Source organism: Streptomyces omiyaensis, assembly GCF_014650895.1.
Lineage (GTDB): Bacteria > Actinomycetota > Actinomycetes > Streptomycetales > Streptomycetaceae > Streptomyces > Streptomyces omiyaensis.
Window position 1 is genome coordinate 54,060 of sequence record NZ_BMVV01000020.1, and the last position, 16,078, is coordinate 70,137.

Below are 16,078 nucleotides of genomic sequence, written 5' to 3' on the forward strand. Positions count from 1 at the left end.
GCAAGCCCCGCGGGGAGCGTCAGCGGCGCGACATGTAGATGTCCAGCGCCTTGTGCAGGAGCTTGTTCAGCGGGAAGTCCCACTCGCCGACGTACTCCACGGCCTCGCCGCCGGTGCCGACCTTGAACTGGATCAGACCGAAGAGGTGGTCGGTCTCGTCGAGGGAGTCCGAGATGCCGCGCAGGTCGTAGACGGTGGCGCCCATCGCGTACGCGTCGCGGAGCATCCGCCACTGCATGGCGTTGGACGGGCGGACCTCGCGGCCGATGTTGTCGGAGGCGCCGTACGAGTACCAGACGTGCCCGCCGACGACGAGCATGGTCGCCGCGGAGAGGTTCACGCCGTTGTGGCGGGCGAAGTAGAGGCGCATCCGGTTGGGGTCCTCGCTGTTGAGGACGGACCACATGCGCTGGAAGTACGAGAGCGGGCGCGGCCGGAACTTGTCGCGGACCGCGGTGATCTCGTACAGGCGCTGCCACTCGGCGAGGTCCTCGTAGCCGCCCTGGACGACCTCGACGCCGGCCTTCTCGGCCTTCTTGATGTTGCGGCGCCACAGCTGGTTGAAGCCCTTGAGGACGTCGTCCAGGGAGCGGTTGGCCAGCGGGACCTGGAAGACGTAGCGGGGCTGCACGTCGCCGAAGCCGGCGCCGCCGTCCTCGGCCTGCTGCCAGCCCATCCGGCGCAGCCGGTCGGCGACCTCGAAGGCCTGCGGCACGACCTCGGTGGCCTGGACGTCCTTGAGGCGCTTGACGTCCGGGTCCTGGATGCCGGACTTGATCGCGGCCGCGTCCCAGCGGCGGATGACGACCGGCGGGCCCATCTTCACGGAGAAGGCGCCCTGCTGCTTGAGGTGGGCCAGCATCGGCTGGAGCCACTCGTCGAGGTTGGGGGCGTGCCAGTTGATGACCGGGCCCTCGGGGAGGTAGGCCAGGTAGCGCTTGAGCTTCGGGAGCTGCCGGTAGAGCACCAGGCCGACGCCGACGAGCTCGCCGTTCTTGTCGAACCAGCCGAGGTTCTCCGAGCGCCATTCGGTCTTCACGTCCGCCCACGCCGGGACCTGGCAGTGGCTCGCGCCGGGCAGGGTCTGGATGTACGCCAGATGCTGCTCTCGGCTGATGGTCCTCAGGGTCAGGCTCATGCGGGGCGCTCCTCGGCAGGTGTGTCCCCATCGGTCAGGGGCTCCGGCTCTCGCGCCGAAGCCTACTGTGACCGGGGAGCGCCCCGGAGGGCCGCGTGGGCCCTGACGTGCCCGGCGTCGGCTCAGACGCCGCCGAAGAGCCCTCCGTGGGCCATGCCGAGGTAGAAGCCGACGGCGGAGGCGCCGAGGCCGATGATCAGGAAGAAGCGTTCGCGGGTGGTGACGGAGATGAACTGGCCGTAGGCCCCGGTCAGGATGCCGATCAGGCCCGACCACGAGCTGAGCAGGTGCAGGCTGTGGAACTGCGCGGTCACGAAGGACAGGACGCCGAGCACCAGGGTCACCGCGAGCAGGGTGTCCTGGAGCGGGTGCGGCTTGCCGTCCGTGGCGAAGAGGGAGTGGCCGGGGTCGGGTCGCATTGCCTGTGCCATGGGGCACCTCCTGGCGTTCCGAGCGGAGGGCGGCGCATCCTAGCGCCGCCGACGTCCGATGTGTACAGATTGCGTCCCCTCCCCACCGGATTTCAACCGCAAGGCGATGTGCGGGTACTCTGTACGGTCTGCGCCGGTGTCTGCCCTGGTCCTGCCAGGATCCATCGACACGTCCCGCTCGTCGGGGCCCGTTGTCAGTGGTCGCCGATACCGTCGCTCACGCATCACGACCCTCCTGCCACGGAACGACCGTGGCCGCTGAGTCCAAAGGAGGTGGGTTCCACATGCGTCACTACGAGGTGATGGTCATCCTCGACCCCGATCTCGAGGAGCGCGCTGTCTCCCCGCTGATCGAGAACTTCCTCTCCGTCGTCCGTGAGGGCAACGGAAAGGTCGAGAAGGTCGACACCTGGGGCCGTCGTCGTCTCGCCTACGAGATCAAGAAGAAGCCCGAGGGCATCTACTCGGTCATCGACCTGCAGGCCGAGCCTGCGGTCGTCAAGGAGCTCGACCGCCAGATGAACCTGAACGAGTCGGTCCTCCGGACCAAGGTCCTCCGTCCCGAGACCCACTGAGCTTCCGCTCAGAGGTAATCGGGACCGAGTAGCAGCAAGCAGCCAGAAGCAACGCCGAGAGGTTCACCCATGGCAGGCGAGACCGTCATCACGGTCGTCGGCAATCTCGTCGACGACCCCGAGCTGCGCTTCACCCCGTCCGGTGCGGCGGTCGCTAAGTTCCGCGTCGCGTCCACTCCCCGCACCTTCGACCGGCAGACCAACGAGTGGAAGGACGGCGAGAGCCTGTTCCTGACCTGCTCGGTCTGGCGTCAGGCGGCGGAGAACGTCGCCGAGTCCCTCCAGCGCGGCATGCGTGTCGTCGTGCAGGGCCGGCTGAAGCAGCGGTCCTACGAGGACAACCAGGGCGTCAAGCGCACGGTCTTCGAGCTGGACGTCGAAGAAGTCGGTCCCAGCCTGCGCAACGCCACGGCCAAGGTCACCAAGACCACCGGTCGCGGCGGTCAGGGTGGCGGCGGCGGCTTCGGCGGCGGCGGCCAGCAGCAGGGCGGCGGCGGCTGGGGTGGAAACTCCGGCGGCGGCGGCCAGCAGCAGGGTGGCGGCGGTGCTCCCGCCGACGACCCGTGGGCCACCGGCGGCTCGTCCTCCGGCGGCCAGCAGCAGGGCGGCGGAGGCGGCTGGGGTGGAAACTCCGGCGGCGGCTACTCGGACGAGCCCCCCTTCTAGGGATCCCCTTCCGGTCTTCCGGGAGAGGCCCCGGGGACGGCTCGTACCCCACACTTCTTGATCACACAGGAGAAACACCATGGCGAAGCCGCCTGTGCGCAAGCCTAAGAAGAAGGTCTGCGCGTTCTGCAAGGACAAGACCGCGTACGTGGACTACAAGGACACGAACATGCTGCGGAAGTTCATTTCCGACCGCGGCAAGATCCGTGCCCGCCGCGTGACCGGCAACTGCACGCAGCACCAGCGTGACGTCGCCACGGCCGTCAAGAACAGCCGTGAGATGGCGCTGCTGCCCTACACGTCCACCGCGCGATAAGGGAAGGGTGACCGAAAAATGAAGATCATCCTCACCCAGGAAGTCTCCGGCCTCGGTGCGGCCGGCGACGTCGTCGAGGTCAAGGACGGCTACGCTCGCAACTACCTGGTTCCGCGTGGCTTCGCGCTCCGCTGGACCAAGGGTGGCGAGAAGGACGTGGCGCAGATCCGCCGCGCCCGCAAGATCCACGAGATCGCGACCATCGAGCAGGCCAACGAGGTCAAGGCCAAGCTCGAGGGCACGAAGGTCCGTCTGGCCGTTCGCTCCGGCGACGCCGGCCGTCTCTTCGGCTCCGTGACCCCGGCCGACGTCGCCTCGGCGATCAAGTCCGCCGGTGGCCCCGAGGTCGACAAGCGTCGCGTCGAGCTCGGCTCGCCGATCAAGACCCTGGGCTCGCACCAGGTTCTCGTGCGTCTGCACCCCGAGGTTGCCGCGAAGCTCGGCATCGAGGTCGTTGCCGCGTAACGCTGCGCTCAGCAGTCTGCGCTCTTGTGCAGAAGGAAGGGCCGCACTCCGTGAGGAGTGCGGCCCTTCCGCTGTTTCACGTGAAACAGGCCTTCGCCGCGTTTCATGTGAAACGGGGCGGTGCGGTCAGCGCGTGGCGCCCGTGACGATCCAGCGGCCGGAACGCATCCGGAACCAGAGGGTGCCCATCCGGACGGTCATCATCAGCGTCATCGCCCCCCAGAGTGCGGTCAGGCCGCCGCCGAGAACCGGCACGAGCAGGGCGGCGGGGGCGAAGACCGCCAGGGTGAGCAGCATCGCCCAGGCGAGGTAGGGGCCGTCCCCCGCGCCCATGAGCACCCCGTCGAGGACGAAGACGACCCCGGAGACCGGCTGGGAGAGGGCCACGACGAGGAGGGCGGGGAGGAGCGTGGACCGGACGTAGGGGTCGCCGGTGAAGAGCGGGATGAAGGCCGGGCGGGCCACGATCAGGAGCAGTCCGAGAACCACTCCGGAAACCACCCCCCACTGGACCATGCGACGACAGACCTGGCGGGCTCCCTCGGCGTCGTCGGCACCCAGGTAGCGGCCGATGATGGCCTGGCCCGCGATGGCGATGGCGTCCAGGGCGAAGGCCATCAGGCTCCACAGGGAGAGGATGATCTGGTGGGCGGCGACCTCGGTGTCGCCCATGCGGGCCGCGACGGCGGTGGCGATCATCAGGACGGCCCGCAGCGAGAGGGTACGGACCAGGAGCGGGACGCCGGCCTGGGCGGAGGCCCGGATGCCGGGGGCGTCGGGACGGAGGGAGGCGCCGTGGCGGCGCGCGCCCCGGACGACCACGACGAGGTACGCGGCGGCCATGCCGCACTGGGCGATGACCGTGCCCCAGGCGGAGCCCGCGATGCCGAGACCGGCTCCGTAGACCAGTCCGACGTTGAGGACGCCGTTGACGGCGAAGCCGCCGATGGCCACGTAGAGCGGGGTCCGGGTGTCCTGGAGGCCGCGCAGGACGCCGGTGGCCGCCAGGACGATCAGCATCGCGGGGATGCCCAGGATCGAGACCCGCAGGTACGTGGTGGCGTGCGGGGCGGCGGTCTCGGAGGCGCCGAAGAGCTGGACCAGCCAGGGAGCGGTGGGCAGGGTGACCGCGACGACGGCGAGGCCGAGGAGGAGGGCCAGCCAGATGCCGTCGATGCCCTGCCGGAGGGCGGCGGGCAGATCTCCGGCGCCGACCCGCCGGGCGACGGCGGCCGTGGTGGCGTAGGCGAGGAAGACGAAGACGCTGACGGCGGTGGAGAGCAGGGCGCCGGCGATGGCGAGGCCTGCGAGCTGAGGTGTGCCGAGGTGCCCCACGATGGCGCTGTCCACCATCAGGAAGAGCGGTTCGGCGACGAGTGCGCCGAAGGCGGGCAGGGCGAGCGAGAGGATCTCGCGGTCGTGCCGGCGCAGCGCGGCCTTGGTGCTCGTGGGGGCCTGGGTCATGCAGTCAATCTAATCGTCCACAGGTAAGCGATGCAATGCACTTGTGATCCTTACTTTTGAGGGGAGCGGGACTTCGGGTGTGGGCTGTTTGTTCTGATCGTGTCTCAGGTGGAAAAGTTTTTCTCCCCCACAGCCGGTGGATGGAAAAACAGCAGGTCAGGGCTGTGGAAGGTGGGGGGCTATGAGTTTGTCCACATGGCTGTCCCCCGGTCCGTGCACAGGATCCGGTGGCTTATCCACAGCATCTGGGCCTTCACCCACAGGACCTGTGGATAACCGGATTGGCTGACGCCCCTCGCGGGCCTACCGTGGACCGGCGCCCGACGCGCCAGAAGCGGACGCAAAGCCACTCTTTGAACGAGGCCGTGGCATAAGAAGGAGTGGCGCGGCGAGGTCCGCTGAGCGGACGGGAAGAGGTGGCCTGGTGAGCGTTCCCGAGCCCATGGACGACCCCTGGGCCGACGGCGGACCGAGCGACCGACTGCCCGTCCGGACCCGTGGCGAAGGCCGCGGCGAGGGCCGGGGCGAGGGACGCGGGCGCGGCCGTGGCCGCGACGAGCAGCACGAGCGCGGCAGCGACGGCCCCTGGGACGGCGGACTCTCCGGCTTCGAGCGGGTCCCCCCGCAGGACCTCGACGCCGAGCAGTCCGTGCTCGGCGGCATGCTCCTCTCCAAGGACGCCATCGCCGACGTCGTGGAGATCATCAAGGGCCACGACTTCTACAAGCCCGCGCACGAGACCGTCTTCGGCGCGATCCTCGACCTCTACGCCAAGGGCGAGCCCGCCGACCCCATCACGGTCGGCGCCGAGCTCACCAAGCGCGGCGAGATCAACCGCGTGGGCGGCGCCTCCTACCTGCACACCCTCGTCCAGTCGGTGCCGACGGCGGCGAACGCCTCGTACTACGCGGAGATCGTCCACGAGCGGGCCGTGCTGCGGCGGCTCGTCGAGGCCGGCACCAAGATCACGCAGATGGGATACGCCGCCGACGGCGACGTCGACGAGATCGTGAACTCGGCCCAGGCGGAGATCTACAAGGTCACCGAGCAGCGGACCACCGAGGACTACCTGCCGCTCGGCGACATCATGGAGGGCGCGCTCGACGAGATCGAGGCGATCGGCTCCCGCAGCGGCGAGATGACCGGTGTGCCCACCGGCTTCAGCGACCTCGACTCGCTCACCAACGGACTCCACCCCGGACAGATGATCATCATCGCGGCCCGCCCCGCCATGGGTAAGTCGACGCTCGCGCTGGACTTCGCCCGGGCCGCCTCGATCAAGCACAACCTGCCCAGCGTGATCTTCTCCCTCGAAATGGGCCGCAACGAGATCGCCATGCGCCTGCTGTCGGCGGAGGCGCGGGTCGCCCTGCACCACATGCGCTCGGGCACGATGACCGACGAGGACTGGACCCGGCTCGCCCGCCGCATGCCGGACGTCTCCCAGGCGCCGCTCTACATCGACGACTCCCCGAACCTGTCGATGATGGAGATCCGCGCCAAGTGCCGCCGGCTCAAGCAGCGCAACGGCCTCAAGCTCGTCATCATCGACTACCTCCAGCTGATGCAGTCCGGCGGCTCCAAGCGGCAGGAGAGCCGTCAGCAGGAGGTCTCCGACATGTCGCGAAACCTCAAGCTCCTCGCCAAGGAGCTGGAGCTCCCGGTGATCGCGCTCTCCCAGCTGAACCGAGGCCCCGAGCAGCGCACCGACAAGAAGCCGATGGTCTCCGACCTGCGTGAGTCCGGCTCCATCGAGCAGGACGCCGACATGGTGATCCTGCTCCACCGCGAGGACGCCTACGAGAAGGAGTCCCCCCGCGCCGGCGAGGCCGACATCATCGTCGGCAAGCACCGTAACGGTCCGACGGCCACCATCACCGTCGCCTTCCAGGGCCACTACTCGCGCTTCGTGGACATGGCACAAACCTGATCGTGCCCGGGTGGGCCGGCGCGGCATGATCGGTTCATGACCTCAGCCTTCGAAGCCCTGCTGCCCACCACCGAACGTTCCCTGCTGCACCGCGTGGCCCGCGCCCAGAGCGAGGGCCGCGCGCCCTCGTTCGTGGGCGCGGTCGCGCGCGGGGGAGCGATGGTCTGGAGCGGTTCCCGCAGCTGCGTGGAGGGGCACGCCCCGGACGCGGACACCCAGTACCGGATCGGTTCGATCACCAAGGTCTTCACCGCCGTCCTCGTTCTGCGGCTGCGGGACGAGGGGCTGATCGGTCTCGACGACCCCCTGGAGAAGCACCTGCCGGGTACGGGCGTGGGCGAGGTGACCGTCGCCCAGCTGCTCGGCCACACCGCGGGACTCGCCGCGGAGACCCCCTCGCCCTGGTGGGAGCGGACCCCCGGGACCTCGCGGCCCGAGCTCTCGGACGTCCTGGGGGAGACTCCCGCGCTCCACCCGGCGGGCCGGAGCTTCCACTACTCCAACCCCGGCTACACCCTGCTCGGCTCCCTGGTCGAGGCGGTGCGCGGGGTCTCCTGGGAGGAGGCGCTGCGCACCGAGGTCCTGGAGCCGCTGGGCATGGGGCGCACGACGGGGGAGGCGGTGGCCCCGCACGCCGGGGGCTGGGCGGTGCACCCCTGGGCCGACGTGATGCTTCCCGAGCCCTCCGAGGACCTGGGGGTGATGGCTCCGGCCGGCCAGCTGTGGTCGACGGCCGCCGACCTCTGCCGGTTCGGGCTCTTCCTCGCGAAGGGCGACGACCGCGTGCTGAGCGCCTCCACCGTCGCCGAGATGCGGGTGCCCGCCGCCCCGCCGGCCGTCGGGGACGCGCAGATGGGGTACGGCCTGGGGATCCAGCTGGCCCATGGGGAGAACGGCACGCTCATCGGGCACGGCGGTTCGCTGCCCGGCTTCCTCGCCGGGCTCTGGGTGGACGTCGACCAGGACGTGGTCGGCGTGGCCCTGGCCAACGCGACGAGCGGTCCGCTGACCGGCGTCGTGGCCGCCGACCTGGTACGGATCGTGGCCGAGGCCGAGCCGCGGCTGCCCGAGCCGTGGCGGCCGCTGCCCGCGGACGAGGTCGACCAGGAGCTCCTGGCGCTTACCGGCCCCTGGTACTGGGGCACGTACTCCTACGGTCTGCGGCTCGGCGCCGAGCGTGGGGTGGTCCTGGAGCCGTTGCGCGGGGCCGGCCGCCGCGCCAGGTTCCGGGCGCTGCCCGAGGGCGGCTGGATCGGGCTGGACGGCTACTACGCGGGGGAGCGGCTCCGGGTCGTGCGGCGCCCCGACGGCAGCGTGAGCCACCTCGACCTGGGCTCCTTCGTCTTCACCCGGGAGCCGTACGAGCCCGGGGACGCGGTTCCCGGCGGCACGGACGCGGAGGGCTGGCGCGGGCTCTGATCCCGCCCCGTGGGGAACGGCCCGCGTTTCACGTGAAACACGGGCCGTCCGCGGAAGGGTCAGAGGGCCAGCTTGAAGCCCACGTGGCTCGCCTCGAAGCCGAGCCGTTCGTAGAAGCGGTGGGCGTCGGTGCGGGTGACGTCGGAGGTCAGCTGGACCAGGACGCACTCCAGACGACGGGACTCCTCGACGGCCCACTCGACGAGTCGGCTCCCCAGACCGCTGCCGCGCTCCTCGGAGTGGATCCGTACCCCCTCGATGATCGAGCGGGTGGCGCCGCGCCGGGAGAGCCCGGGGACGATCGTCAGCTGGAGCGTGCCAACGACCCTTCCGCCGCGCGTGGCGACGACGAGGTGCTGGTTCGGGTCGTCCGCGAGGCGGGCGAAGGCGGCGAGGTACGGCGCCGGGTCGTCCGGGGACTCCCGCAGGGCGCCGAGGGGGTCGTCGGCGAGCATCGCGACGATCGCGGGCACGTCCTCCGCGAGGGCGGGACGGATCTCAAGATCGTTCATGCCCGCAGGGTACGACCCGGTGGTGAAGGCCTGGTGGTGAAGGCCCGGGACCACCGGTCAGACGGCGGCGGTCTCGCCTTCGAGGACGCCGACCAAGGGGGCCAGCTCGGGGTTGTTCGCGGCCTCGTCCAGCGCCTCGCGCAGGGCTCGGTCGTTGGTGGGGCGGGCCTCGTCCAGGAGCTTCTGCCCGGCCTCGGTGACGTCGGTGTAGATGCCCCGGCGGTCGGTCGCGCAGAGGTAGCGGGTGAGCAGGCCCCGGTCCTCCAGGCGCGTCACCAGCCGGGTGGTGGCGCTCTGGCTGAGGACGACCGCGTCGGCGACCTGCTTCATCTGGAGGTGCCCGCCGGGGCCGTCGTGCTGGCGGCTCAGGACGTCGAGCAGCGAGTACTCGCGGGCGCTCAGACCGTGGCCGGACTCCAGGGCGCGCTCGATGTGCGACTCGATGCGCCCGTGCAGCAGGGAGAGGGCGCACCAGCGCTGTGCGAGTGCCGTGAGGGCGGGGTCCGTCGCGGTCATGATCTCTCCTCGTCCCTGTCCTCGCCGGTGGGTTGTCCGGATCCAGAGTAGTCGAAGGACCGCAATAGTGCGCGTGTGCAACTATTGCGGTCCTGGATCCGTGCCGTGGAGGGGTCAGCCCGCCGCGACGGTCAGCGGGGCGAAACGCCGTGTGGCGTCACCGGGAAGGTCAGGGAGGGAGCGGATCATCACCGCGTTGGTGACGACCGGGGCCAGGCCGTTCTCCGTGAGCCAGGACACCAGCTCGGTGTGGCGGACGTCGACGTCCGTGCGCAGCGGGCGCTCCGTGGCCTCCGCCAGCGAGGCGACCAGCGCCTGGGCGGTGGCGGTGTCCCGGGCGATCAGCGGTCCGACGACATGGGTGTCCATGTTGGGCCAGGCGGCGGCGAATCCGGTGATCGTGCCGTCCTCGACGGCGACCCGCAGGTGGTCGGCGAAGGCCGGGAGCCGTGTGAGGAGCGGCGTGCGGTCGAGACCGAAGATCTCCCGGTCGAGGCGGAGGACCTCCTGGAGGTCGTCCGCGGTGGCCGGGCGGACCGGAATCGGCGGGGTCACCGCGTCGGCGGAGAAGTGGCCCTTCAGCATCGCGGAGCGGCCGATCTCGGTGAAGCCGAGTCCCGCGTAGAGCGGCTGTCCGTTCGCGGTGGCGTAGAGCGTCAGCGGGGTCTCCCCCGCCTCCGCCAGGACGTGCTCCATCAGGCGCCGCCCGACGCCCCGGCGGGCGTGGCGCTGGGCGACGAGCACCATGCCGATGGCCGCGAGGCCGGGGCCGTAGGAGGTCACCACGCAGCAGGCGAGCAGTCCGTCACCGTCGGGGTCGTCGATGCCGTATCCGGTGCCGGCGGTGAGCAGCAGCCCCCACTTGTGTTCTTCGCGGAGCCAGCCGCGGTCCTCGGAGAGGTCGGCGCAGGCCAGGAGGTCGGTGGGGCCGAGGCGTCGGACGGGGAGCCGTGCGAGGTCGGTGGGGGAGATCGGCATGACGGCCAGGCTTGCCGACGGAGGGATCGTCCGTCCAGGGATTTTCTGCTGGTGTTTCACGTGAAACGTGCTTCCCCGGCGGGAGGGAAGGGCCGGGGGCGAGCGCGCCGAAAGAGGGGAGCCTAGTCCGCAACCCTGCCCTTTGGCCCGAGAACGCGGCTTTCCGCCCGAAGCCTTTGCGGGAGGGGCCATGCTGCGAACACGGAAGCCGGCTGCGTGAGGCGAGGCACATGATGGATGGTCCGACCAGCACGAAGGACGGGACGGGGGCCCGAATAGCAGAGCCCTCCGCCGACGCGGTGCTCGTCCGCCGCACCCTCGAGGAGATCGCCCCGGTCGCCGACAAGGTGACCTCGTACTTCTACGCGCTGCTCTTCGTGCGGGACCCGGCCCTGCGCGAGCTCTTCCCGGCCGCGATGGACGTCCAGCGGGACCGTCTGCTCAAGGCCCTGCTCACGGTCGCCGAGCGGATGGACGACAGCGCCTTCCTCGGTGAGTACCTGGGGCATCTCGGCCGGGGGCACCGCAAGTACGGCGTCGTGGCGGCCCACTACCCGGCGGTGGGGGAGGCCCTGATCGGCGCGCTCGTCCGGTACGCGGAGCGGAGCTGGGACGCGGAGACCGAGGCGGCCTGGGTCCGGGCGTACACGGCGATCTCGCAGATCATGATCGACGCCGCCTCGCAGGACGAGGCGAAGGCCCCCGCCTGGTGGCAGGCCGAGGTGGTCTCGCACGATCTGCGGACTCCCGACATCGCGGTGCTCACCCTGCGCCCCGACGCTCCCTACCCCTTCCTCGCCGGGCAGTACACGACGTTGGAGACCCCTTGGTGGCCGAGGGTCTGGCGCCACTACTCCTTCGCCTCGGCGCCCCGTCCGGACGGGCTGCTCACGCTCCACGTGAAGTCCGTCCCGGCCGGCTGGGTCTCGCGCGCCCTGGTCCACCGGGCCCGTCCCGGGGACGTGCTCCGGCTGGGGCCGCCGGCCGGCTCCATGACGGTCGACCACGCCACCGACACCGGGCTGCTCTGCCTCGGCGGCGGGACCGGCATCGCGCCGATCAAGGCGCTGGTGGAGGACGTCGCCGAACACGGCGACCGCCGGCAGGTCGACGTCTTCTACGGGGCCCGCAGGGGCCACGACCTCTACGACATGGACACCCTGCTGCGGCTCCAGAAGACCTTCCCCTGGCTCGCCGTCCACCCGGTCACCGAGGCGCAGGGGCCGCTGCCGGAGGCTGTCCGGGAGACGGGCCCCTGGACCGAGCGGGACGCCTACCTCGCGGGCCCGCTCGGCATGGTCCGGCAGGGCGTCGACGTGCTGCGCGGCGCCGGGGTCCCCTCGGAGCGGATCCGCCACGACTTCCTCGCGGAGCTCTCCGCGGTCGGAGCCGGTCCGGCCGCGGCCGGGGGCGGGTCAGCCGAGGTCGGGGGCGTGCATGGCGCGCACGCCCTCGATGTTCCCGTCGAGGTAGTGGCGCAGTGAGAGCGGCACCAGGTGGACGGCGGCGATCCCCACACGGCTGAAGGGCACCCGGACGATCTCGTACTCCCCGACGGGTTCGTCGACCTCGGGGCCGTGCCGGAGGCGGAGGTCCATCGACTCCAGGCGGCAGACGAAGAAGTGCTGGACCTTCACGCCGGAGACCCCGCCGTCGACGATGTGCTCGACGGTGTCGACGAAACAGGGGACCACATCGACGATCTTGGCGCCGAGCTCCTCGTGCACCTCACGGTGGAGGGCCTCGACGACGGTGGAGTCGGAGGGCTCGACGCCGCCACCGGGCGTCACCCAGTACGGATCCACCCCCGGCTTGGTGCGCTTGATGAGGACGAGGTCGTCTCCGTCGAGCAGGATGGCGCGTGCGGTGCGCTTGACCACGGGCCGTTCGGTCATGGGAAGAAAATGGCCCGTTCCCACCGGGCTGAAACTCACCACTCCCCCGCGGCCCGTACGAGTTCCTCGTGGGCACGCGCGATGTGGGTCAGCGCGAGGGTCCCCGTGCGGGTCACCAGGAAGTAGGTCCGCAGCGGCGGCACCGGCGGTTCGAGCAGTGCCACCAGCCGTCCCCGCTCCAGCGCCTCCTCGCAGAGGTAGCGGGGCAGCACCGCGAGCCCCGCGCCGGCGGCCGCGGCCTCCCGGACGGCCCGCAGGTCGGGTGCGATGACGGTGGCGGCCGCGGCCGGCCCGCTCTCGAAGACGGCGGCCCAGTAGCGGGCGGCGAAGGGCAGCGACTCGTGCACCTCGATCAGCGGGAGCTGCTCCAGGACCACCGCGCCGGTGGCGAGCACGCCGGGGGAGAGCCGGGCCGCCCAGCGCGGGGCGGCGACCAGGACGAGCTCCTCGTCGCAGAGCGGGACGGCGGTGAACAGTCCGCCGCGCGGCCGGGCGGTGGAGAGGGCCAGGTCGTGGTGGCCGGCGGCGAGTCCGTCGAGCAGTTCCTCGCTGTTGCCGGTGAAGGAGGCGCGCAGGGCGAGCCCCTGGGCGACGAGCGGGGCGAGCGCGGGCAGCGCGCGCAGCGAGGTGAACTCCGGTGGGCCGGCGACGTGCAGGGTGCGGACTCCGCGCTCGGCGTCGAGCCCGGTCTCCGTGATCTCGACGAGGGCGTCCAGGTGCGGGGCGGCGCGGTGGGCCAGTTCGTCGCCGATGCTGGTCGGGGTGACCCCGCGGGCCCGCCGCAGGAAGAGCGGCCGGCCGAGCTGCCGTTCCAGGGTGCGGATCTGGCTGGTGACGGCGGGCTGGGAGAGGCCCAGCAGGGCGGCGGCGCGGGTGAAGGAGCCGGCCCGGTGCACCGTGACGAACGTGCGCAGCAGGGCCAGATCCATGGACGCCCTCCCGGCCGCCTGTCGTCGCGGAACCGTCCCACTATAAATATGTCGATAGGCCGCTGTCGCTACCGTGATTGGACACTGACGCACAGTCAACTAGCCTTGTTCGGGCGGGTTCCGCGCAAGGACGGGGGCGTTCCGAGCCACGAGGGGGGAGGCTCGGAACGCCCTGGTCCGAGCCCTGTCAGCCCGCCTTCCGGGCCGCGTCCAGGGCGCGCAGCACGTCGGCGATCAGGTCCGCCGGGTCCTCGGCACCGACCGAGAAGCGGATGAAGCCCTCGGCGACGGCGTCCCCGCCCCAGCGGCCGCGCCGCTCGGCGGAGGAGCGCACGCCGCCGAAGCTGGTGGCGTCGTCGACCAGCCGGAGCTCGTCCAGGAAGCGTTCGGCCCGCGCGCGGTCGGCGAGCTCGAAGGAGATCACCGAGCCGAAGCGGCGCATCTGCCGCGCGGCGACCTCGTGCGAGGGGTCGTCCGGGAGTCCGGGGTGGCGCAGTCCGATGACGTCGGGATGGTCGGCCAGGACCCGGGCGAGCTCCAGGGCGGTCGCGCACTGGCGGTCGATCCGCAGCTGGAGCGTGGCGAGCGAGCGGTGGGCGAGCCAGGCCTCCATGGGGCCGGGGATCGCGCCGACGATCTTGCGCCAGCGCCGCACCTCCGCGGCCCGCCGGGGGTCGCGGCAGCTGACGTGGCCGAGCAGCACGTCGCCGTGGCCGGTCATCCCCTTGGTGTCGCTGGCGACCGAGAAGTCCGCGCCGAGCTCCAGCGGCCGCTGGCCGAGCGGGGTGGCGAGGGTGTTGTCGACGGCGACGAGCGCCCCGGCGGCGTGGGCCGCCCCGACCAGGCGGCGGATGTCACAGACGTCGAGCCCGGGGTTGGACGGGGTCTCGATCCACAGCAGCTTGGCGCCGTCGAGGACGTCGAGCTGGGCGTCGCCGCCGGTCGGGGCGGTGCGCACCTCGATGCCGTACGCGCGCAGCTGGTCGTGGAGGAGCGGCAGGGCCTGGTAGCCGTCGGTGGGCAGGACGACGGCGTCGCCGGCGGAGAGCTGGGAGAGGAGGACGGCGGAGATCGCGGCCATGCCGGAGGCGAAGACCACGGTCTCGATGCCGGTCTCCCCGGGTGCCTCCAGGGTGCCGACGGCCCGCTCCAGATGGGTCCAGGTCGGGTTCTCGTCGCGGCCGTAGGTGTAGGGGCCGGTGGGCTCGCCGGGCAGGTGGAAGTGGGCGGCGAACACGGGACCCGGCAGGGTGGGTTCGTACTTCACGGGGTCGGGCAGTCCGGCCCGCACGGCGAGGGTGCCGTCGCCGGGGCCCTCGCCCTGGTGGTGCTGTTCCTGGGGGCTCACGGGTTCACGGGGTCCTTTCCTCGTTCTCGTTCCCCCGAAGTCTCTCCGGAAGTGCCGCCGGAGTCATTCCGGGCACCTCCCGGGGCCGTACCGGACGCCTCCCCGATTCGTTCCGGGCGGCGGCCCCTTCCGGAGTCATTCCGGCGGTCCCTTCCGGAGTCATTCCGGGCGCCCCTCCCGGAGGCCGGACAGGACCGCGGAGAGAAGTCCCTCGCTCGCGGCCTCGGTCATCTCCAGGCACTCCTCGAAGCCCTCGTACCCGCCGTAGTAGGGGTCGGGGACGTCGAGGGAGTTCCCGGCTCCGGGGTCGTACGAGCGGAACAGCCGGATCCTGGCCGCCTCCTCGGGGGTGCGGGCGAGGCGGCGGAGCTCCCGGGCGTGGCCCTCGTCGAGCGCGATCACCAGATCGAGGGCGGGGAACCAGGAGGCGCGGAACTGCCGGGCGGTGTGGGCGGAGGTGTAGCCGTGCTCCTCCAGGACGGCGACGGTGCGCGGATCCGCCCCGTCGCCCTCGTGCCAGCCGCCGGTGCCCGCGCTGTCCACCTCGACCGCGCCGCCGAGGCCGGCCTCTTCCACGCGCGCGCGAAAGACGTGCTCGGCCATCGGGGAGCGGCAGATGTTGCCGGTGCAGACGAAGCAGACGCGGTAGGTCATGCCGGCCGCTCAGTCGCCGTCGGGGAGCATGACGTTGAGCGCCCACGAGACGACCGAGATGACCAGGCCGCCGACGACGGCGGTCCCGAAGCCGTCCACGTGGAAGCTGAGGTCGAAGAGACCGGCCAGCCACGAGGTGAGCAGCAGCATCAGGGCGTTGACCACCAGGGTGATCAGGCCGAGGGTCAGGATGAAGAGGGGCAGCGTCAGCAGTTTCACGACCGGCTTGACCAGGAAGTTGACGAGGCCGAAGACGAGTGCGACGAGGAGCAGGGTGCCGAGGGCCTCCCCGGTGATCTCGTCGTTGCCGGTCAGGGTGATGCCGCCGAACAGCCAGATGGCGACCGCGAGTGCCCCCGCGTTGGCCAGTGTCTTGACTACAAAATTCTTCATGTGTCTGATCGTGGCAGAGACGATCGGGCCAAGGGCAGGGGCGAATGGCAGTGAAGGCATTCCGGCTGGACGAACTGGAGGCGGAGCGCGTCGCCAACCAGGGGGCGTACCTCCAGTTCCTGCGTGAGCGGAACATGTCGGTGGGGTTGTACGCGCTCGACGCGGGCGAGCTGGACCCGCAGTCGCCGCACGGTCAGGACGAGGTGTACTTCGTGGTGTCCGGCCGGGCGGCGATCACCGTCGGGGAGGAGACCACGCAGGTGGCGCGGGGCAGCGTGGTCTACGTGCCGGCCGGGGTGCCGCACCGCTTCCACCACATCAGCGAGGACCTGCGGGTGCTGGTGGTCTTCTCGCCACCGGAGGCCTGAGCGCCACCGGTGGCACGGGCCGGCCGGTGGCACGGGCGTCGGCGGAGACGCGGGCCGGCCGGGGACGCGGGCGTCGGCGGA

General features: G+C 71.2%; 19 protein-coding genes. 8 read left to right on the plus strand and 11 right to left on the minus strand.

The genetic code is table 11. The features are described from left to right. Positions 1 to 19: 19 nt before the first annotated feature. Both IE287_RS27510 and IE287_RS27515 read right to left on the minus strand, forming a co-directional pair. Positions 20 to 1,138: a lipid II:glycine glycyltransferase FemX gene (locus IE287_RS27510; RefSeq protein ID WP_189851903.1), complete on the minus strand. Its 1,119-nt coding sequence runs from the start codon at positions 1,136 to 1,138 to the stop codon at positions 20 to 22. A 122-nt stretch (positions 1,139 to 1,260) separates the two neighbouring features. After that, the gene (locus IE287_RS27515; RefSeq protein ID WP_189851904.1) at positions 1,261 to 1,569 is read right to left on the minus strand and encodes a hypothetical protein; all 309 of its coding nucleotides are present in this window, start codon (positions 1,567 to 1,569) and stop codon (positions 1,261 to 1,263) included. Between the two features lie 284 nt (positions 1,570 to 1,853). Between IE287_RS27515 and rpsF the strand changes: the two genes are divergently transcribed. The 4 genes from rpsF to rplI all read left to right on the plus strand — a co-directional run bounded on the left by rpsF (position 1,854) and on the right by rplI (position 3,591). Further along, positions 1,854 to 2,144, plus strand: coding sequence for a 30S ribosomal protein S6 (rpsF, locus tag IE287_RS27520; protein ID WP_004950685.1), 291 nt, complete (start codon positions 1,854 to 1,856; stop codon positions 2,142 to 2,144). A gap of 69 nt (positions 2,145 to 2,213) precedes the next feature. Then, positions 2,214 to 2,810 carry a single-stranded DNA-binding protein gene (locus IE287_RS27525; RefSeq protein ID WP_189851905.1) on the plus strand — a complete coding sequence of 199 codons (597 nt, stop codon included), beginning with the start codon at positions 2,214 to 2,216 and terminating at the stop codon, positions 2,808 to 2,810. Positions 2,811 to 2,889: 79 nt separating this feature from the next. Further along, positions 2,890 to 3,126 carry a 30S ribosomal protein S18 gene (gene rpsR / locus IE287_RS27530; protein ID WP_005315025.1) on the plus strand — a complete coding sequence of 79 codons (237 nt, stop codon included), beginning with the start codon at positions 2,890 to 2,892 and terminating at the stop codon, positions 3,124 to 3,126. 18 nt (positions 3,127 to 3,144) lie between these two features. Next, positions 3,145 to 3,591 carry a 50S ribosomal protein L9 gene (gene rplI, locus IE287_RS27535; RefSeq protein ID WP_189851906.1) on the plus strand — a complete coding sequence of 149 codons (447 nt, stop codon included), beginning with the start codon at positions 3,145 to 3,147 and terminating at the stop codon, positions 3,589 to 3,591. A 126-nt stretch (positions 3,592 to 3,717) separates the two neighbouring features. Here the strand turns inward: rplI and IE287_RS27540 are convergent, their stop codons facing one another. Further along, positions 3,718 to 5,055: an MATE family efflux transporter gene (locus IE287_RS27540; RefSeq protein ID WP_189851907.1), complete on the minus strand. Its 1,338-nt coding sequence runs from the start codon at positions 5,053 to 5,055 to the stop codon at positions 3,718 to 3,720. Positions 5,056 to 5,497: 442 nt separating this feature from the next. Here IE287_RS27540 and dnaB point away from each other — a divergent pair, with 442 nt between their 5' ends. Together dnaB and IE287_RS27550 are read left to right on the plus strand one after the other, a co-directional pair. Further along, entirely contained in the window at positions 5,498 to 6,985 is a 1,488-nt protein-coding gene (gene dnaB, locus IE287_RS27545; protein ID WP_189851976.1) for a replicative DNA helicase, read from the plus strand. Positions 6,986 to 7,021: 36 nt separating this feature from the next. After that, entirely contained in the window at positions 7,022 to 8,404 is a 1,383-nt protein-coding gene (locus IE287_RS27550; protein ID WP_189851908.1) for a serine hydrolase domain-containing protein, read from the plus strand. Between the two features lie 59 nt (positions 8,405 to 8,463). On the opposite strand, the gene IE287_RS27555 is transcribed toward IE287_RS27550, so the two are convergent. The 3 genes from IE287_RS27555 to IE287_RS27565 all read right to left on the minus strand — a co-directional run bounded on the left by IE287_RS27555 (position 8,464) and on the right by IE287_RS27565 (position 10,410). Further along, the gene (locus IE287_RS27555; RefSeq protein WP_189851909.1) at positions 8,464 to 8,916 is read right to left on the minus strand and encodes a GNAT family N-acetyltransferase; all 453 of its coding nucleotides are present in this window, start codon (positions 8,914 to 8,916) and stop codon (positions 8,464 to 8,466) included. Positions 8,917 to 8,973: 57 nt separating this feature from the next. Continuing rightward, the gene (locus IE287_RS27560) at positions 8,974 to 9,432 is read right to left on the minus strand and encodes a MarR family winged helix-turn-helix transcriptional regulator (RefSeq protein WP_189851910.1); all 459 of its coding nucleotides are present in this window, start codon (positions 9,430 to 9,432) and stop codon (positions 8,974 to 8,976) included. 114 nt (positions 9,433 to 9,546) lie between these two features. Next, complete coding sequence (locus IE287_RS27565) at positions 9,547 to 10,410, minus strand: GNAT family N-acetyltransferase (protein WP_189851911.1); 864 nt, start codon at positions 10,408 to 10,410, stop codon at positions 9,547 to 9,549. A gap of 230 nt (positions 10,411 to 10,640) precedes the next feature. On the opposite strand from IE287_RS27565, the gene IE287_RS27570 reads away from it, so the two are divergent. Beyond that, positions 10,641 to 11,894, plus strand: a complete 1,254-nt coding sequence (locus tag IE287_RS27570) for a globin domain-containing protein (protein ID WP_373307909.1) — start codon at positions 10,641 to 10,643, stop codon at positions 11,892 to 11,894. Here the strand turns inward: IE287_RS27570 and IE287_RS27575 are convergent. From IE287_RS27575 to IE287_RS27595, 5 genes are all read right to left on the minus strand, one after another. Beyond that, positions 11,826 to 12,305: an NUDIX domain-containing protein gene (locus IE287_RS27575; RefSeq protein WP_189851912.1), complete on the minus strand. Its 480-nt coding sequence runs from the start codon at positions 12,303 to 12,305 to the stop codon at positions 11,826 to 11,828. The two genes, IE287_RS27570 and IE287_RS27575, sit on opposite strands and share 69 nt — an antisense overlap. Positions 12,306 to 12,340: 35 nt before the next feature. After that, on the minus strand, positions 12,341 to 13,234 hold the full coding sequence (locus IE287_RS27580; protein WP_189851913.1) for a LysR family transcriptional regulator: 894 nt from the start codon (positions 13,232 to 13,234) through the stop codon (positions 12,341 to 12,343). Between the two features lie 187 nt (positions 13,235 to 13,421). Then, the gene (locus IE287_RS27585; protein ID WP_189851914.1) at positions 13,422 to 14,582 is read right to left on the minus strand and encodes a cystathionine gamma-lyase; all 1,161 of its coding nucleotides are present in this window, start codon (positions 14,580 to 14,582) and stop codon (positions 13,422 to 13,424) included. A gap of 159 nt (positions 14,583 to 14,741) precedes the next feature. After that, complete coding sequence (locus tag IE287_RS27590) at positions 14,742 to 15,236, minus strand: low molecular weight protein-tyrosine-phosphatase (protein ID WP_189851915.1); 495 nt, start codon at positions 15,234 to 15,236, stop codon at positions 14,742 to 14,744. Positions 15,237 to 15,245: 9 nt separating this feature from the next. After that, the gene (locus tag IE287_RS27595; protein WP_189851916.1) at positions 15,246 to 15,629 is read right to left on the minus strand and encodes a phage holin family protein; all 384 of its coding nucleotides are present in this window, start codon (positions 15,627 to 15,629) and stop codon (positions 15,246 to 15,248) included. Between the two features lie 50 nt (positions 15,630 to 15,679). Here IE287_RS27595 and IE287_RS27600 point away from each other — a divergent pair, with 50 nt between their 5' ends. After that, positions 15,680 to 15,997 (plus strand): cupin domain-containing protein, encoded by a 318-nt coding sequence (locus tag IE287_RS27600; RefSeq protein ID WP_189851978.1) that lies wholly within the window; start codon positions 15,680 to 15,682, stop codon positions 15,995 to 15,997. Positions 15,998 to 16,078: the final 81 nt, after the last annotated feature.

Bases quoted from the DNA above. Each gene is read 5' to 3' on its own strand.
- IE287_RS27510 (WP_189851903.1), bottom strand. From the start codon at position 1,138: ATGAGCCTGACCCTGAGGACCATCAGCCGAGAGCAGCATCTGGCGTAC.
- IE287_RS27515 (WP_189851904.1), bottom strand. From the start codon at position 1,569: ATGGCACAGGCAATGCGACCCGACCCCGGCCACTCCCTCTTCGCCACG.
- rpsF (WP_004950685.1), top strand. From the start codon at position 1,854: ATGCGTCACTACGAGGTGATGGTCATCCTCGACCCCGATCTCGAGGAG.
- IE287_RS27525 (WP_189851905.1), top strand. From the start codon at position 2,214: ATGGCAGGCGAGACCGTCATCACGGTCGTCGGCAATCTCGTCGACGAC.
- rpsR (WP_005315025.1), top strand. From the start codon at position 2,890: ATGGCGAAGCCGCCTGTGCGCAAGCCTAAGAAGAAGGTCTGCGCGTTC.
- rplI (WP_189851906.1), top strand. From the start codon at position 3,145: ATGAAGATCATCCTCACCCAGGAAGTCTCCGGCCTCGGTGCGGCCGGC.
- IE287_RS27540 (WP_189851907.1), bottom strand. From the start codon at position 5,055: ATGACCCAGGCCCCCACGAGCACCAAGGCCGCGCTGCGCCGGCACGAC.
- dnaB (WP_189851976.1), top strand. From the start codon at position 5,498: ATGGACGACCCCTGGGCCGACGGCGGACCGAGCGACCGACTGCCCGTC.
- IE287_RS27550 (WP_189851908.1), top strand. From the start codon at position 7,022: ATGACCTCAGCCTTCGAAGCCCTGCTGCCCACCACCGAACGTTCCCTG.
- IE287_RS27555 (WP_189851909.1), bottom strand. From the start codon at position 8,916: ATGAACGATCTTGAGATCCGTCCCGCCCTCGCGGAGGACGTGCCCGCG.
- IE287_RS27560 (WP_189851910.1), bottom strand. From the start codon at position 9,432: ATGACCGCGACGGACCCCGCCCTCACGGCACTCGCACAGCGCTGGTGC.
- IE287_RS27565 (WP_189851911.1), bottom strand. From the start codon at position 10,410: ATGCCGATCTCCCCCACCGACCTCGCACGGCTCCCCGTCCGACGCCTC.
- IE287_RS27570 (WP_373307909.1), top strand. From the start codon at position 10,641: ATGATGGATGGTCCGACCAGCACGAAGGACGGGACGGGGGCCCGAATA.
- IE287_RS27575 (WP_189851912.1), bottom strand. From the start codon at position 12,305: ATGACCGAACGGCCCGTGGTCAAGCGCACCGCACGCGCCATCCTGCTC.
- IE287_RS27580 (WP_189851913.1), bottom strand. From the start codon at position 13,234: ATGGATCTGGCCCTGCTGCGCACGTTCGTCACGGTGCACCGGGCCGGC.
- IE287_RS27590 (WP_189851915.1), bottom strand. From the start codon at position 15,236: ATGACCTACCGCGTCTGCTTCGTCTGCACCGGCAACATCTGCCGCTCC.
- IE287_RS27595 (WP_189851916.1), bottom strand. From the start codon at position 15,629: ATGAAGAATTTTGTAGTCAAGACACTGGCCAACGCGGGGGCACTCGCG.